At 66.3% G+C, this 15,102-nt stretch carries 15 protein-coding genes and 2 tRNA genes; 10 read left to right on the top strand and 7 right to left on the bottom strand.

The features are described from left to right. Complete coding sequence (gene rpsI, locus AC1POX_RS19545; protein ID WP_003483085.1) at positions 1-393, top strand: 30S ribosomal protein S9; 393 nt, start codon at positions 1-3, stop codon at positions 391-393. Between the two features lie 224 nt (positions 394-617). On the opposite strand, the gene AC1POX_RS19540 is transcribed toward rpsI, so the two are convergent. Then, positions 618-692: transfer RNA gene (locus AC1POX_RS19540), tRNA-Gln, on the bottom strand. 52 nt (positions 693-744) lie between these two features. After that, positions 745-821 (bottom strand) — tRNA-Met (locus tag AC1POX_RS19535). Positions 822-939: 118 nt separating this feature from the next. Between AC1POX_RS19535 and AC1POX_RS19530 the strand changes: the two genes are divergently transcribed. The 3 genes from AC1POX_RS19530 (at position 940) to bfr (ending at position 2,622) form a co-directional block, all read left to right on the top strand. After that, positions 940-1,557 (top strand): RNA pyrophosphohydrolase, encoded by a 618-nt coding sequence (locus tag AC1POX_RS19530; protein ID WP_011346181.1) that lies wholly within the window; start codon positions 940-942, stop codon positions 1,555-1,557. 80 nt (positions 1,558-1,637) lie between these two features. Continuing rightward, entirely contained in the window at positions 1,638-1,847 is a 210-nt protein-coding gene (locus tag AC1POX_RS19525; RefSeq protein WP_029818492.1) for a (2Fe-2S)-binding protein, read from the top strand. Positions 1,848-2,151: 304 nt separating this feature from the next. Beyond that, positions 2,152-2,622 (top strand): bacterioferritin, encoded by a 471-nt coding sequence (gene bfr, locus AC1POX_RS19520; protein WP_003483093.1) that lies wholly within the window; start codon positions 2,152-2,154, stop codon positions 2,620-2,622. Positions 2,623-2,985: 363 nt separating this feature from the next. Here the strand turns inward: bfr and AC1POX_RS19515 are convergent, their stop codons facing one another. From AC1POX_RS19515 to AC1POX_RS19505, 3 genes are read right to left on the bottom strand one after another with little or no spacing between them, the layout of a single operon-like run. Beyond that, positions 2,986-5,256: an ATP-binding protein gene (locus AC1POX_RS19515; RefSeq protein ID WP_029818494.1), complete on the bottom strand. Its 2,271-nt coding sequence runs from the start codon at positions 5,254-5,256 to the stop codon at positions 2,986-2,988. A gap of 39 nt (positions 5,257-5,295) precedes the next feature. Continuing rightward, positions 5,296-7,272 carry an EAL domain-containing protein gene (locus tag AC1POX_RS19510; RefSeq protein WP_008575603.1) on the bottom strand — a complete coding sequence of 659 codons (1,977 nt, stop codon included), beginning with the start codon at positions 7,270-7,272 and terminating at the stop codon, positions 5,296-5,298. 38 nt (positions 7,273-7,310) lie between these two features. Then, positions 7,311-7,937, bottom strand: coding sequence for a DUF4126 domain-containing protein (locus tag AC1POX_RS19505; RefSeq protein ID WP_011346185.1), 627 nt, complete (start codon positions 7,935-7,937; stop codon positions 7,311-7,313). Between the two features lie 140 nt (positions 7,938-8,077). On the opposite strand from AC1POX_RS19505, the gene AC1POX_RS19500 reads away from it, so the two are divergent. The 6 genes from AC1POX_RS19500 to ampE all read left to right on the top strand — a co-directional run bounded on the left by AC1POX_RS19500 (position 8,078) and on the right by ampE (position 14,091). Then, entirely contained in the window at positions 8,078-8,815 is a 738-nt protein-coding gene (locus tag AC1POX_RS19500; RefSeq protein ID WP_033837242.1) for a DUF6776 family protein, read from the top strand. A gap of 3 nt (positions 8,816-8,818) precedes the next feature. Then, complete coding sequence (locus tag AC1POX_RS19495) at positions 8,819-9,268, top strand: bactofilin family protein (RefSeq protein ID WP_008574004.1); 450 nt, start codon at positions 8,819-8,821, stop codon at positions 9,266-9,268. 83 nt (positions 9,269-9,351) lie between these two features. After that, positions 9,352-9,738 carry an iron-sulfur cluster insertion protein ErpA gene (gene erpA / locus AC1POX_RS19490; RefSeq protein WP_002808218.1) on the top strand — a complete coding sequence of 129 codons (387 nt, stop codon included), beginning with the start codon at positions 9,352-9,354 and terminating at the stop codon, positions 9,736-9,738. A gap of 958 nt (positions 9,739-10,696) precedes the next feature. Continuing rightward, positions 10,697-11,959 carry a lipase family protein gene (locus AC1POX_RS19485; RefSeq protein WP_029818498.1) on the top strand — a complete coding sequence of 421 codons (1,263 nt, stop codon included), beginning with the start codon at positions 10,697-10,699 and terminating at the stop codon, positions 11,957-11,959. Positions 11,960-12,236: 277 nt separating this feature from the next. Further along, positions 12,237-13,127, top strand: a complete 891-nt coding sequence (gene nudC / locus AC1POX_RS19480) for an NAD(+) diphosphatase (RefSeq protein ID WP_372356499.1) — start codon at positions 12,237-12,239, stop codon at positions 13,125-13,127. 73 nt (positions 13,128-13,200) lie between these two features. After that, positions 13,201-14,091, top strand: a complete 891-nt coding sequence (gene ampE / locus AC1POX_RS19475; RefSeq protein WP_372356498.1) for a regulatory signaling modulator protein AmpE — start codon at positions 13,201-13,203, stop codon at positions 14,089-14,091. Positions 14,092-14,170: 79 nt separating this feature from the next. Here the strand turns inward: ampE and AC1POX_RS19470 are convergent, their stop codons facing one another. After that, positions 14,171-14,581 carry a DUF2752 domain-containing protein gene (locus tag AC1POX_RS19470; protein ID WP_008574010.1) on the bottom strand — a complete coding sequence of 137 codons (411 nt, stop codon included), beginning with the start codon at positions 14,579-14,581 and terminating at the stop codon, positions 14,171-14,173. Next, positions 14,581-14,925 (bottom strand): CD225/dispanin family protein, encoded by a 345-nt coding sequence (locus AC1POX_RS19465; protein WP_005920117.1) that lies wholly within the window; start codon positions 14,923-14,925, stop codon positions 14,581-14,583. Before AC1POX_RS19465 ends, AC1POX_RS19470 begins: the two co-directional genes overlap by 1 nt. Positions 14,926-15,102: the final 177 nt, after the last annotated feature.

Raw genomic sequence — 15,102 nt, 5'->3', positions numbered from 1 at the left:
ATGGCTATCACGCAAAACTACGGCACTGGCCGCCGCAAGTCCTCCACCGCTCGCGTGTTCCTGCGCAAGGGCACCGGCAACATCACCGTCAACGATCGTCCGCTGGACGAATTCTTTGGTCGTGAGACTGCGCGCATGATCGTGCGCCAGCCGCTGGAACTGACCAAGAACACCGAAAGCTTCGACATCATGGTCACCGCCTCCGGCGGCGGCACCACCGGCCAGGCCGGTGCGATCCGTCTGGGCATCGCCCGTGCGCTGGTCGAGTACGACGAAACCCTGAAGTCCGAGCTGCGCAAGGCTGGCTTCATGACCCGCGACGCTCGCGAAGTCGAGCGTAAGAAGGTCGGTCTGCATAAGGCCCGTCGCGCCACCCAGTTCTCCAAGCGCTGATCCATTGCGTTTGGTGCATCCCGGTTCGCCGGGATGCCTGCTTCAAGAGTCCGGCCACGCCGGGCTTTTGTCGTTTTGGGTCCTGGTATGTGCCCTGTACGAGCGCGTGGCCAGGATCGTCCTGGAGGCCGAATGCGATATGCATGAACGCAGATGCGCCATGCGTTGCCGCCGGACGCCGGGCAACAAAAAAGGCCCGATCTTTCGATCGGACCTTTTGTGTTTGGCTGCCCCGGATGGATTCGAACCACCGAATGCCTGAGTCAGAGTCAGGTGCCTTACCGCTTGGCGACGGGGCAATAAAACGTGTTGGCCCAAGATTATTGCATGCCGGTGAGGGCGTGAACACCTTGGTGGCTATGGGTGGACTCGAACCACCGACCCCAGCATTATGAGTGCTGTGCTCTAACCGGCTGAGCTACATAGCCTAGGGAGCCGGCAATTCTCACGATGCGTCGTGCTGTTGTCAAGCATTTCGTTTTCAGCTTGTGAGCCAGGCGTCGCCGTGGCAGAGTCGGTGGCAGTAGATTTTCAGGAGTCCGCATCGTGATCGATCCGGACGGTTTCCGGCCAAACGTCGGCATTGTGCTGATGCGGCAGGACGGTCAGGTGTTCTGGGCACGACGCGTGCGCAGGGACGGCTGGCAGTTCCCGCAGGGTGGCATGAACACCGATGAGACGCCCGTTGAAGCCATGTACCGCGAGTTGCGCGAAGAAACCGGGTTGTTGCCCGAGCATGTGGAATTGCTCGGCGCCACGCCTGGCTGGCTACGCTATCGGCTGCCCAGCAGGGCAGTGCGCCGCAATGAGCGGCAGGTGTGTATCGGGCAGAAGCAGGTCTGGTTCCTGCTGCAGTTCACCGGCGATGAATCCCATCTCAAGCTCGACCATACCGACACCCCGGAGTTCGACCACTGGCGCTGGGTGGATTTCTGGTATCCGGTCGAGCACGTGGTGATGTTCAAGCGCGGCGTCTATGCGCGCGCGCTGCGTCATCTGGCGCCGCTTGCGCAAAGCCTGGCCGGCCCGGCGGCAGTCGGTGCGATGCCCCAACGTGCGCTGGAGGCGTGGCTGCCGGGCAGCAGCGCGGCGGGGCACGACAGCCCACGCAAGCGGCCACGCAAGCGCAGCGGGGCTCGCGCGATGCGGATTAATAATGATTAACGGATGGAATTGACACCTATTCTCGTTTGCGGTGCAATCAGCGCCGGTCCTTTCCGGATCGCCAACACCCGACCGATACTGTGTACGTCTGCATCTGTAATGGGGTCACCGACCACCAGATCCGCGAAGCGGCCGAGAATGGCTGCGCCAGCCTTGCCGAACTGACCATGCGTACCGGCTGTGGCTCCAATTGCGGCTCATGCCTGGAGATGGCGGGCGATCTGTTGAGCCAGGCACATGCCACCCGCGCATTGCCGTTGCCGCTCCTGGGGCTGGCTAGCGCTGCCTGAGGCAGGCGCTCGGGGCCGATGTCCCGACGATGGCTGTTCCGGGATTCCCACGCGGTACCTGATGCCAGATGCATCTGCCGGCCCGCGCCGCGAATGCCAGTTCCATCCTGCCTCGCCGGCGCCACCTGCGGCAAAGTGGTCGCCCGTTGATAGCCGGCACAAGACTGCGGCCTTCCACGCCTGATTCGCGATTGCAGCTGGCAGCTGCCCGCGGCGCGTCCCGCAACTGATCACGATTCGCGTTCCTTCATGTGCCGCGCCAACGCGCTAGAGTGCGGCCGGCTCACTGTCTCGGAGACATCGCATGAAGGGCGATACCAAGGTCATCGAGTACCTCAACAAGGTGCTCTACAACGAACTCACTGCGATCAATCAGTACTTCCTGCACGCCAAGATGCTGAAGAACTGGGGCCTGAAAGAACTGGCCGAGCATGAGTACAAGGAATCCATCGACGAAATGAAGCATGCGGACAAGCTGTCCGACCGCATTCTGTTTCTCGAAGGACTGCCCAATTTCCAGGCCTTGGGCAAGCTGCGCATCGGCGAGAACCCGACCGAGATGTTCCGCTGCGATCTGACCCTGGAGCGCGAGGCGGTTGTCGTGCTGCGCGAGGCGGTGGCGTATGCGGAGACCGTCAAGGACTACGTGAGCCGCCAGTTGCTGGTGGACATCCTGGAGTCCGAAGAAGAGCACATCGACTGGCTGGAAACCCAGCTGGACCTGGTGGCGCGCATCGGCGAGCCGAATTACCTGTTGACCAAGCTGGACGACTGAACGCGCATGGTCAGGGCTGTCTTGTTTGGCCCTGAATTTGCGGATGCGCGGTACTGCTGCCGGTCGGGGTTCTCAGCGATTGTTCGCTGATGATTTGCTTCTACAGATTCTGTTGCCGGGTGAGAGTGCGCGGCTTCGTCCTTACCCTCGCCCCAACCCCTCTCCCGCAGGAGAGGGGCTCTGGTGTCCTTTCGGAACCAGGATCCCGGGCCGCTCACCGCGCTGTCAGGGCAGCGGCCGAATAACGTTCGTGGTTAGGGCGGCTCTACCCGAGCGTGTTCGCGGCCGGGATGGCATCCCTCGGCAGTTCGATGCAGGTGGCGGCGCCAGGCGTCTGCTGCTGCTTCGACAGCGCTGATGCGACTACGGATTTGTGGTGCTGGCGGCGGCTTGCAGGCGGGCGACCTGGCCTAGCAGCGCCAGGCGGGCGCGGGCGTATTCGGCGATGACCAGGGCGACCATGACCGAGGGGCGTTCGATGGTGCCGGTGCGGGCGGCCAGTTCGATGCGCCGGGCCGCGTTGGACACCGCCTGCGCACCGACGTTGGCGCTGGAGGACTTGAGGGTGTGGGCGAGGTCGCGCAGCTGCATGCTGTCGCGGTTGGCGGCGGCCGCTTCCAGTTGCTCGATGATCAGCGGTGCGTCTTCCAGGAACAGCTGCAGGATGGTGATGGTGTCCGCGCCGGCCACTTCGTACAGCTCGTCGATCACGCTGTTGTCCAGGATCGGCAGTGCGCGTGCCTGGGCAGCGGCGCTGGCGCTTTCGGGGTCGTGGGTCGCCTGGCCGGCGCTGCTTGGGCCGGGCAGCAGCGCCTGACGCGGCAGCCAGCGCTGCAGACAGGCGTCGAGCTGTTCGCGTGCGACCGGCTTGGACAGATAGTCGTCCATGCCGGCGGCCAGGCAGCGTTCGCGATCGCCGGCCATGGCGTTGGCGGTCATGGCCACGATCGGAATCGGGCGGCCGCCGCTCTCGGTTTCCATCGCGCGCCAGCGGCGGGTGGCGGCATAGCCATCCAGTACCGGCATCTGGCAATCCATGAAGACCATGTCGTAGCGGGTGGATTCCATGCTGGCCAGTGCGGCTTCACCGTCGGTGGCGGTGTCGGCCTCGAAGCCAAGCACGGCCAGCAGCTTCTGCGCGACCAGCAGGTTCACCGGGTTGTCTTCGACCAGCAGGATGCGCACCTCGCGCGCATTGGCCATCGGCGGCGGCAATGGCTCGGGGATCATCGCCGAGGCCAGCGTGGTGACGTGGGCGGGCTTGGGTTCGGGCGGCAGCACCAGGGCGCGCAGGGTTTCGTCCGGGCTCTGGCGCGGCACCAGAGTGGCGTGATCCTGCAATTCGGCCGGTACCGGTTCTTCGCCGTACAGCCAGATCAGCCGCGCGCTGTTGGCGTTTTCCGGGCGGGCGAGCGCGCGGTGCACCGCGCGCGCGCTGTAGCGCAACGTGTCGTGGTCGGCGATGACGCAACGGAAGCCCTCGCTGTCGTTGTGCCGGCGCACGCGTTCGAGCGCTTCCTGGGTGGTTTCCATGAGCACGTGCGACACCCCCCAGCTGTCGAGCAGGCGCTTGAGGCGTTGCGACAGGCGCGCATCGGAGCTGATCACCATCACCCGTGCGGCATCGGCGCCGGTGGCCTGCTGGAGGTCGCCGATGACCTTGAGCAGCGGGATTTCGAACCAGAAGGTGGAGCCGCGCCCGGGTTCGGATTCCACCCCGATGCGGCCGCCCATCAGGTCGATGATGCGCTTGCAGATCGCCAGCCCCAGGCCGGTGCCGCCGTACAGCCGCGTGGTGGAGGCATCGGCTTGTGCGAAGGAGCGGAACAGGCGTGCCTGCTGGTCCGGGGCGATGCCGATGCCGGTGTCGCGCACCTGGAAGCGCAGCAGGTGCTGGGCGCGCGTTTCGCCCAGGCGGCGCAGCTGGATGTCGACGCTGCCGCGTTCGGTGAACTTGATGGCGTTGCCGATCAGGTTGCCCAGCACCTGGCGCAGGCGGATCGGGTCGCCGCGCACCAGCAGCCGTACCGACGGTTCGATATCCAGGCTCAGGCGCAGCTGGCGGCCTTCGGCGGTGCGCTGCAGCAACTGGATGACGCCGTCGAGCAGCTCGCGTAGGTTGAAGGTGGTGATTTCCAGTTCGAGCTTGTTGGCCTCGAGCTTGGAGTAATCGAGGATGTCGTCGACGATGCGCAGCAGCTGCAGCGAGCTGCCGGTGGCGGTCTGCAGCATGTCGCGCTGGTCAACGCTGAGCTGGCCACTGGAGATCAGCTCCAGCATCGGAATGATGCCGTTGAGCGGGGTGCGGATCTCGTGACTCATGGTGGCCAGGAATTCGCCCTTGGCCAGGGTGGCGGCCTCGGCGGCCTGCTTGGCGCGCAACAGTTCCTGTTCGAGTTCGCCGTGGCGCCGCAGTTCCTGCTGCAAGCGTTCGCGGGCCAGGTCGGCCTCTTCCAGGCGCTGTGCCAACGCATGCTGCGCCTGGGCAGCCCGGTGGGCCGCAAGTGCGGCGCACAGCCCGCAGACCACCGCCAGTACTGCCGACACCGCGCTGACGGCGCGCCAGGGGCCTTGCAGCGACGACCATTGCAGGCCTGCGCCGAGTGCGGCCGCCAGCGCGGCCAGCACTGCCAAGATGCTCCAGGCGCGAAGACCTGCTGCCCGCTCTCTCACTCAGAGCACCGCGCTCGTGAAGTCGAAGTCCAGTTCCTTGCCGACCGTCTGCACCAGGTTGCCCTGGATGAAATCCACGCCGCTCATCCACATCGCAGCCGCAGCCTGCGGATCTTCGATGCGTTGGCCGATGATCAGCAGGCCGCGCTGGTGGGCGATGTCGATGACGCCGCGCAGTTCGTCGCGCACCGCCGCGTTGCCGTGCGCATCGGCGAAGCGGTTGGCCATGCGCACGAAGCTCAGCGGCAGCTGGGCCAGCAGTGCGTTGGCCTCGTCGCCGGGTTCGAACTGGCTGAGGCAGAACTGCACGCCGGCCGGCATCAACTTGGCGCAGAACTGCTGCACGGTGACGGCATGGATCAATGCATCGTCCAGGCGCAGATCCACGATCAGCGACTGGCCGGCCACGCCACGTTCGACCAGCGCCTTGAGCAGCCAGTCGGCGAAGGCGTCGCGGGCCAGCGTGCGCGGCGATTGCGAGACGAACAGGCGCAGCGGCGGGCTGGCGTGCTGGTACAGGTGCAGCAGGCCCAGTGCGTGGTCCATGACCTGCTGGTCCAGATCGGCGATGCGCCCGGCGGCTTCTGCGGCAGGAATGACCTGGCCTGCCGAGAGCAAGGTGCCGTCGGCCTGGCGCAGCCGCAGCAGCACCTGGTACTGCGCGGTGTCGCCGCCGGCCACGGCCACGATCGGCTGATAGGCCAGTTCGAGCTGGCCTTCGACCAGCCGCAGTTGTTCCTGCTGTTCGGCCTGGCTGGGCGCCAGGTAGGTCTGCACGCCGTCGCTGCGCAGGCGTGCCTGCAGCGCGGTGCGTTCGACCGCTTCCAGCGCGCTGCCGGTGTCGTCGAAGCCCACGCCCAGCGGTGCCACGCCGATGGCGCAGCGCACGTGCACGGATTCTTCTTCGCGCACCGGGAAGGCGTTGGCAGACAGCCGCTGGCGGATCTCCAGTGCCTGCTGTTCCAGGCTGGCTTCGGGCATGTCGACGGCCAGCAGCAGGAAGCTGTTGTCGTTCAGGCGCGCCAGCGGGTAGGGCTGGGCGGCGCTGGCCAGGCGGTGCCCGGCCTGGGTCATCAGGCGCTCGTAGGCGGCATAGCCGTAGCGCTCGCGCAGGCCGAGCGCGCTGGCGATCTCGATGAAGAACAGGCCGCCGGACTGCTTGCGCTCCAGCGCATCGGCGAGCAGGTCCATCACGTGGCCGCGGGTGGGCAGGCCGGTTTCCGGATTGCTGCGCGCGCTGACCTGTTCGCCGGCTTGCTGCAGCGCCTGTTGGCGTGCGCGCCGGATGCGGTTGGACACCGCAGCGATCAGGTGGCGCGGGCGGATCGGCTTGGTGAGGAAGTCGTCGGCGCCGCTGTCGAGCACTTCGAACTGGCGCTCCGGGTCCGGGTCGCCGGTCAGGAACACGATCGGCAGCAACTGCTGACCGGGCTGCTGGCGGATCAGCGTGGTCAGGCGGATGCCGTCCAGCTCGGGCATGTGCAGATCCATCAGGATCAGATCCGGGTGATAGTCCTGGATCGCCTGCGGCACGCTGGCGGCGGTCATTTCGACCTGCGCATGCATGCCGGCGCCATGCAGCACGCTCTGCGCAAACAAGGCCTGCGAGCGGTCGTCCTCGACGATGAGGACGCGGTACGGCGCATCGGCGGCGACATTGTCCTCGCCGTCGTGCGGCGCGGTGGCCGCTGCCGATGTGGGTAACGCCGTGGGCGCCGATGCTGCGGCAACACGCGCGCTGCCGCTGGCCGCCGACGCGCGCGGCGCCGACACGGCCGCGGCCGGGCTGGGCACCGCTGCAGTGGCAGGCGCAGGAATGATCGCCGCGCTCACCGGCACAGCGGTGTCGACCGGCGACGCAACCTCATCGGCCCAGCGACGCCAGTGGTCGGCCGGCGGCGTCTCGGCGCGAAGTGGACGATTACGCGTGGCGGTGTCGTCACGTGTGGTGGAAGAAACCGGATCTCGGGCGGCCATCGATACTCCCTACAGTCGCTGTGATTATGCGATGAACTTCACGGTAGCGGGGAGCTGCGTGCAGTTGGCGTAGCGGCGGGGCGCATCGGCGCAACCAGCCGACGCATGCCCCGCCACAGCAATCGCCAGACCCACCACACCACCAGCCCCGCCAGCAGGCTGGAACCCACCGCAAGACCCAGTGCCAGCCAGGGGTGCGCCAGTGCCAGTGCCAAGGCCGTGGTGGCGATGGTGTCCTCGGCCAGCGAGGCGATCCAGTTGCTGGCCGGTTCGGGCGAGGTGTTGAGCAGTGCGCGCGTGCCGGCCTTGAGCGTGTGGCTGGTCAGCGCCACGCCGGCACCGGCCGCCAGGGCGCCCGCGCCCAGGTCGCCGTCGGGCGAGAGCGTTGCCGCGGCCAGGAAGGCGCCGGCGGGCACGCGGGCCAGCGTCTGCAGCAGGTCCCAGCCCGAATCCACCCCGGGGATCTTGTCGGCGAAGAATTCGGCCACTGCCAGCGCGCCGGAGGTGCCCAGGACCCACCACGACTGCGCCGGATGCAGCGCCGGCGGCAAGTCGATCCAGCCCAGCAGGCCGGCCAGGCCGACGCCGAACACGGTGAGATAGACCCGGATGCCGGCCAGCCAGGCCAGCAGGATGCCGATCACGAACAGATGCGCTTCGCTCATGGCGTGGTTCCCTGCAAACAATTGCAGAACTATCGCAGAACTTTGGGATAACCGCCGGTCCAACGCCAGCGCGACCATTGTCTGGGCTCTGGCACACTACGCCGCCCATGATTGCGCCGGCCCGTCCGGACCCGATGCCTATGAGACCAGCCGCACGCGTGCAGATCGTCCAACGTGCCTCCGGCGGCGGCCGGCCCGGTCGCCGCTGGTTGTGGCTGCTGGTGGCCATCGTGTGGCTGGCTTCGCTGGGCGGGGTGTGGTGGATGGCCACGCGCACGGCCGCACCGCGGCTGGTGAAGGCCGAGGCAGCGCTGCAGCAGGCGCAACGCAGCCAGGCCCAGCAACGTCGGCAGATCGAGCAGTTGCAGCAGCGCCAGGTCAATCTGGCGATGTCCGACAAGATCAGCCGCGCGGCCAATACCGAAGTGCAGGCCTCGCTGGCCGAGCGCGACGAGCAGATCGCCGCGCTGCGCGCCGACGTGGCGTTCTACGAGCGGCTGGTGGGCTCCACCGCGCAGCGCAAGGGGCTCAACGCGCACTCGGTGCAATTCACTGCCGAAGCCGGCGGCACCTGGAATTACAGCGTGGTGCTGACCCAGAACCTCAACCGCGGCGCGATCAGCCAGGGCCAACTGCGCTTTGCGGTGGAAGGCGTGCGCGCCGGCAAGCTGGTGACGGTGAGCTGGAACGAATTGCACCAGAAGCCCGATGCTGCCGGGCAGCCGTACTCGTTCCGCTATTTCCAGCAGCTGGACGGTAGCGTGATCCTGCCGAAGGATTTCACCCCGCAACGTGTCAAAATCTCCCTGAGCGGCGATGGGGCGCCGGTCAGTCAGACATTCGATTGGAAAGTCGCCGGCAATGGCGCGGGGGAGTAGCTCATGTTCGGAAACAAGTCCAACCGTGGTGCGCAGACCGTGGTCGATACCTTGATCGGGCCGCAGGTGGTCATCCGCGGCGACCTGATGTTCAGCGGCGGGCTGTATGTGGAAGGCCGCATCCTGGGCAAGGTGATCGCCGAAGACGGCGCCAGCGCGACCCTCACGGTGGCCGAGCAGGGCAGCATCGAAGGCGAAGTGCGTGCGCCGGTGGTGATCATCAACGGCCAGCTGACCGGCGATGTGCATGCGGCCGAGCGGGTCGAACTGGCCGCCAATGCGCGCGTGCAGGGCAATGTGCACTACCAGGTGGTGGAAATGAGCGCCGGCGCGCAGCTCACCGGGCGGCTGATCCATGCCGCGACGGCCGGCGCAACCGCGGCGCTGCCGGCGCCGGAAGCCGGCCGTGCCGAGCCGGCCACGGCGTTGCAGGCCGAAACCGCCGACGCCTGAGTGCGGCATGCGCAGTGAATGCCGCGGCAGCCGATGCGGCGGCCTGGCTTGAAGTGGGACCGTCTGGCCCCCATGCTGGCGCCATGAGTACGCTCGTTTCGCTTCCTACTGCCGCCCCGGCGCCGGACTACCAGTCCATCGACCGGCCACTGAACTTCTCCGTGGCCGCTGCCGCCAAGGTGCGCGAGCTGATCCAGGAAGAAGGCAACGCCGACCTGGCATTGCGCGTGTACATACAGGGCGGAGGGTGTTCCGGTTTCCAGTATGGCTTCGAGTTCGACGAGAACCGCGCCGAGGACGACCTGGCCGTGGCCACCGATGGCGTGACGCTGCTGGTGGATCCCCTGAGCCTGCAATACCTGATGGGCGCCGAGGTGGATTACACCGAAAGCCTGACCGGCGCGCAGTTCGTCATCCGCAATCCCAATGCGAAGACCACCTGCGGGTGCGGAAGCAGCTTCAGCGTCTGATTGCCTCTGGATAGATGCGGATTGTTCGATGCATCTGGGCAAATGCGAATTGCTGGCGCGTAGCGCCTATTCCTGCAGGCACCTGCGTTGATGCCAAGGCGATTGCCGAACGTGTGATCGATTGCGGTACGGCTGCGCGCTGTTTGCGCGAGATGTTGACCGGCTCGCGATGAGGTGGGCGTTGCAGGTGGCGGGACTGGCCGGTATGCCTCGCTCGCCTTGCAGTGCGCGCTGTGATGAGGGTGGTGCATCGCTTGTTGTGCGGCTGCGGCTCGTCGGGCGACCGCCGGCCGCCATCACGATGAGGCGGCCAACCCGAGCTGCGCAGTGCGTACATGGCCGCCACTGGTCAGGCATGCGTGTGAGTGCTTCCACGTTGCGCAATGACTGCGGCAATGCTTCAAGACGATGACAGCGCTGTGCGCCACGTGGAGACGAGCGAACCGCGCGCGTCGTTGCGAGCCACGTGCGTAGTTGAAAATGCCTGCGTCATGCGCGGCGCTGCAGGGTGCTTCAGCACGACGGCAGGAATGCAGCGAGTCGCTGGCGGTCGATCGCCGGGCACGCACCCGATTGCTTGGGCTGCGCCCGCAAGGCGGGTGATCTGCACGCGCGCGTAACGCGCCACGCCACTTTCTGCGCTGCAGGTTTCGCGGCGCGCGCGCCAGCTTCGTGCGTGCGCGATGGCGCGCAGATCCGGATGACCATACTGCGTGCGTGCTTACCGCTGGCGCCACGATATGCGCGTTTTTTTCAGGCATTGCCGCTTGTCCACGCTGATCCACCGCAGTCGTGTGCGACACCGTGCTGATGCGCATGCCATGCCTTGTGTCGATTCCACGCCGTGGTGCAGTGAGCGTTCCCGCTCGTTCCGCACCTGGATCGGGCACCGGCACCGATCCGGTGTCGGCTGATTGCTGCGCGTCTGTTCCGTCCTTCCCCAAGAGAGCATTACTTCATGTTGCAGATCAACTCCCGATCGGCGTTTGGCCTGGCGGCCATGTTGGGCATCGCCAGCGCAGTGCTTGCACCCGCCGCGCAGGCCGCGCCCGCGCGCGGTACCTTGCTTACCAGCAATTTCCTGACCAGCTACAGCCGTGACGCGATCGGCGCGATGCTGGCCTCCGAGCCGCAGGCCGAACAGCCCAAATGCAATGTCCGTGTCGCCGAATTCACCTATGCAACCGTCGGTGTCGAAGGCGAACCTGCAACCGCATCTGGCGTGCTGCTGGTTCCAGATGGCGAGCGGTGCGTAGGGCCGTATCCGTTGCTCGGCTGGGGACGTCCGACCGGAACGGTTCGCACTGAGGAGCAGGCCAAGGACATCCGCGATGCCAAGGGCAACGACCCACTGGTCACGCGCCTGGCCAGCCAGGGGTATGTCGTGGTCAGCAGTGATTATCTGGGGCTCGGGAAGTCCAACTACGGTTATCACCCGTATTTGCACAGCGCGACCGAGGCGAGTGCGACCATCGATGCGATGCGTGCGGCGCGCAGTGTGTTGCAGCGCTTGAACACGCCGCTGTCCGGCAAGGTGATGCTGTCGGGTTATTCGCAGGGCGGCCACACGGCGATGGCCACCCAGCGTGAGATAGAGACGCATCTGTCCAAGGAATTCCATCTGGTGGCCAGTGCGCCGATCTCCGGGCCTTACGCGCTGCAGCAGACATTTTTGGACAGCTGGAGCGGCAGCAATGCGGTAGGCGAAAGCAGCTTCGGCATCATTCTGGGCAGCTATGCCATCGTCGCGATGGAGCACACCTACAAGAACATCTATCTGGAGCCCGGACAGGTGTTTCAGGAGCCGTGGACTGCCAAAGTGGAGCCCTTGTTCCCGGGCAAGCAAAGCCTGACCGATCTGTTTCTCGGCGACACCTTGCCAGGCATCGATCAAATCAAGGCGTATTTCCAGCCTGGCTTCTACCGCGACTTTGCCAGCAACCCCGCCAACCCGTTCCGCCAGGATCTGGCGCGCAACGATCTGCTGGCGTGGGCGCCGCAAACCCCGACCTTGCTGTGCGGTTCGTCCAACGATGCCACCATTCCGCTCAAGAACGCGCAGACCGCCATCGCCAGCTTCAAGCGGCGTGGCAGCAACCAGGTGGCGTTGGTGGATATCGGCACCGGCAACTCCAGCGACAACTCGGCCTTCGCCCATCTGTTGACGAACGAGCCGTGCATCGTGGCGGTGCGGCATCAGCTGTTGGACAAGCAGCGCTGATACAGCGCTCGTTGCTTGACCCTGCCGAAAGAACCTGCACGGTTCTTCACTGCAGCCGGTGCAGCGCACTGCCGTGACCATTGGCGAACGTGCGTGTACTGGCATGGCCGCGCCTGCGCGCGGTCCCGTGATGGGGGCCGCGCGACCAGGCGTGAACCACGTTCCAAGCCGGTGGCCAGCGCGGGCGGCGCCCGCGTCTGAACACGCACCGCAGGCGCGCTCGGTCGAGTGCGTACGATGGTTGCAGGCGCTGCCGATTATCGGCAGGCTTGCGCCGATGTCAGAGTCTCTTTTTTCATCTTCCGGTTTTGCCTTCACCCACGCGCCGCTCGATCGCGGCGATATGTTGCGTGACGATCCCGACGCCCTGGCGCGTCTGTGGCCGCAGGGCCGTGTGCTGTTGATCGACGCCAAAGGCGCGGCGCTGGCCGATGCCGATGGCCAGCCGTTGTTGCTGGATGGCGCCGAACTGGGCGACGGGCCGGAGGCTGCGATCTTCCTGGGTCTGCGCGATGCGGTGGGCTGGTTTTGTGTGCCGGCCGACATTGTCGCGGTGCAGGCGCCGCAGCGGATCGATCTGCGCCAGGCCGCCGCCGATTGGCCTGCCGAGATCGCTACCGCCTTCGCCTATGCACGCGCCATGTTGCACTGGCAATCGCGCACGCGTTTTTGCGGTGTCTGCGGCGGTGCGGTCGCGTTCCGGCGCGCCGGCTTCATTGCGCACTGCACGCAATGCCAGATCGAGCATTACCCGCGCGTGGACCCGGCCATCATCGTGGCGGTCAGCGATGGAGCGCGCTTGCTGCTTGGTCGTCAGGCCAGTTGGGCCCCAGGACGTTACTCGGTGATTGCCGGGTTCGTCGAACCGGGCGAGTCGCTGGAGCAGACCGTGGCGCGCGAGGTGTTCGAGGAAACCCGCGTGCATGTGCAGGACTGCCGCTACCTGGGCGCGCAGCCGTGGCCCTTCCCGGGCGCGCTGATGCTGGGCTTCACCGCGCGTGCCGTAGCGACCGAGGTGCCGCAGGTCACCGGCGAGCTGGAAGACGCGCGCTGGGTCAGCCATGCGCAGATCAGCGCTGCGCTGGCCGGCGAGGGCGACATCGGGTTGCCGCCACGCATTTCCATTGCGCGTGCGTTGATCGAGCATTGGCATCGTGCGCATGGCTGAGCCAGGCCGGCTTTTGCAGTGTTGCAGCGGCGCTCGCGTCCGCTCGGCTAGACTCGGCTGAGGAGGCCTGCCCATGTTCACCACCTTGGTTGCCGTCGTCGTCGCGCTCACGCTGGGCCATCTGGTACCGGCGCAGGTAGCCAGACTGCGCAATTTCGCCTGGTTCGGCCAATGGCTGCGCCGGCTGGACGGTTACGCGGCCGGGCGCGGTGCGTGGCAAGGGCTCTATGGCGTGCTGCTGGCGGTGCTGCCGGCGCTGGTGGTGCTGCTGGTGCAGTGGCTGCTGGACGATGTCTGGCACGGTTTTCTGGATTTGCTGTTCGGCGTGGCGGTGCTGGCCTGGACCTGGGGCCCGCGCGATCTGGATCGCGATGTGGAAGCGGTGATCGATGCCGACGAGCCGCACGCGCGGCGCGAAGCGATTTCGCACCTGCAGGCCGCAGGCGGCAGCGTGCATGAAGACGCGCCATCGCTGGTGGAAGCGGTGGTGGTCAACGGCCTGCGGCGCTGGTTCGCGATGCTGTGGTGGTTTCTGCTGCTGGGGCCGTTCGGCGCGGTGCTGTATCGGCTCACTGCGCTGGCGGTGGAAAGCCCGCTGGCCGTGTTGCTGCCGCCCCGCAATCTGGCCGGCGCACGTTGGCTGCTGGCGGTGCTGGAATGGCCGGTGGCGCAGTTGATGGCGATGTCGATGGCGCTGGTGGGTAACTTCGACACCGTGTTCCGCGCCTGGCGCGAAGCGCATGGCAACCGCTGGTCGCTGGAACCGCATTTTCTCGGTGCTGTGGCGCGCGCCAGCGTCAGCGCCGAGCTGCGCGAGGAAGCGCACGACTACACCGATTCGGGGCTGGTACCGGTGTGGCGTCGCCTGCCGGAAGTCCGCGATGCGATGAGCCTGGTGTGGCGCGTGCTGCTGCTGTGGTTGGTGGTGCTGGCGTTGTTGGTGATTGCGGGATGGGTGCGGTAGCGCCGCGCATGATGTCGTGCGAAAGAATGTGTAGCGCGCGTCCGCGTGGGAACCTCGGCGCATCGCGCTTGTTTGCGGTCTAACCCGGCGCCAGCAGCGTAAACGGGTACCACGGCAAATTCCTTGCGATCCAATACATCGGCAATGCCCATAACCAGAACTTCGGTTCGGACATCACGGCCACCACCGGGGCAAACCAGCGTGCGCGCCAGCCGGCTTTCCAGGCGATCAGGCCGGGCAGGGTGAACAGGCCGAGCACGGCGGCCGGATTCATCGCGAAGGCGCCGGGCAGGTCAAAGTGGACCAGCGCATACAGTGCGCGGGTCATGCCACAGCCGGGGCAATAGCAGCCGGTGACGGCGCGGAACACGCAGGGCGGGAACGGGCTGTTGCCCGCATTCGGATCGAAGCGATACAGCAACGACACGCCAAGGGCGGCCACGCTGGTGGCCGCCCCCAGTCCAAGCCAGTGGCGTGGACGCAGTTCCATTACTGCATGTGCTGCAACTGCTGCATGTAGTCCATGTAGCCCTGCATGCCGCCGGTGGCCACCATGCCGATGTTGATCAGCAGGCCGATCGCGGCCAGCACGCTGGTCACGATGCACCAGGTTTTGGCGGTGTTGGAGGCGCGACGTGCGCCGTCGATGTCGCCCTGGTTGAGCAGGCCGTTGACCTTGCTGGAAAACACGATCGCCACGATGCCGGAGATCAGCGCCGGGCAGCACAGGCAAAAGCCCAGCACGGTGGAAACGATCGCCCAGATCAGGTGATTCGGTACCGGGCCGGGCGCGGCGCTGGACGAGGGATGGATCGGCGGTGGCATGGCACTCATGGTGAAGCTCCTTGGGTGGTAAACAACAGCGAACTGATGGGTGAGTGGGGTGGATTATCGGGCGCCATGCGCGGCGGCGATGCGCCCGGTGTGCGCTGACGACGGCCGAGTGACTCTCATGCGCGCTTTGGCGCGCGTGTGAGCCGGGGCCGGCGTGTCGGTCGCGGCAGCGGCGAG

This window comes from Xanthomonas sp. NCPPB 3442 (assembly GCF_056725145.1).
This window is presented reverse-complemented; position numbering and strand designations above follow the sequence as displayed.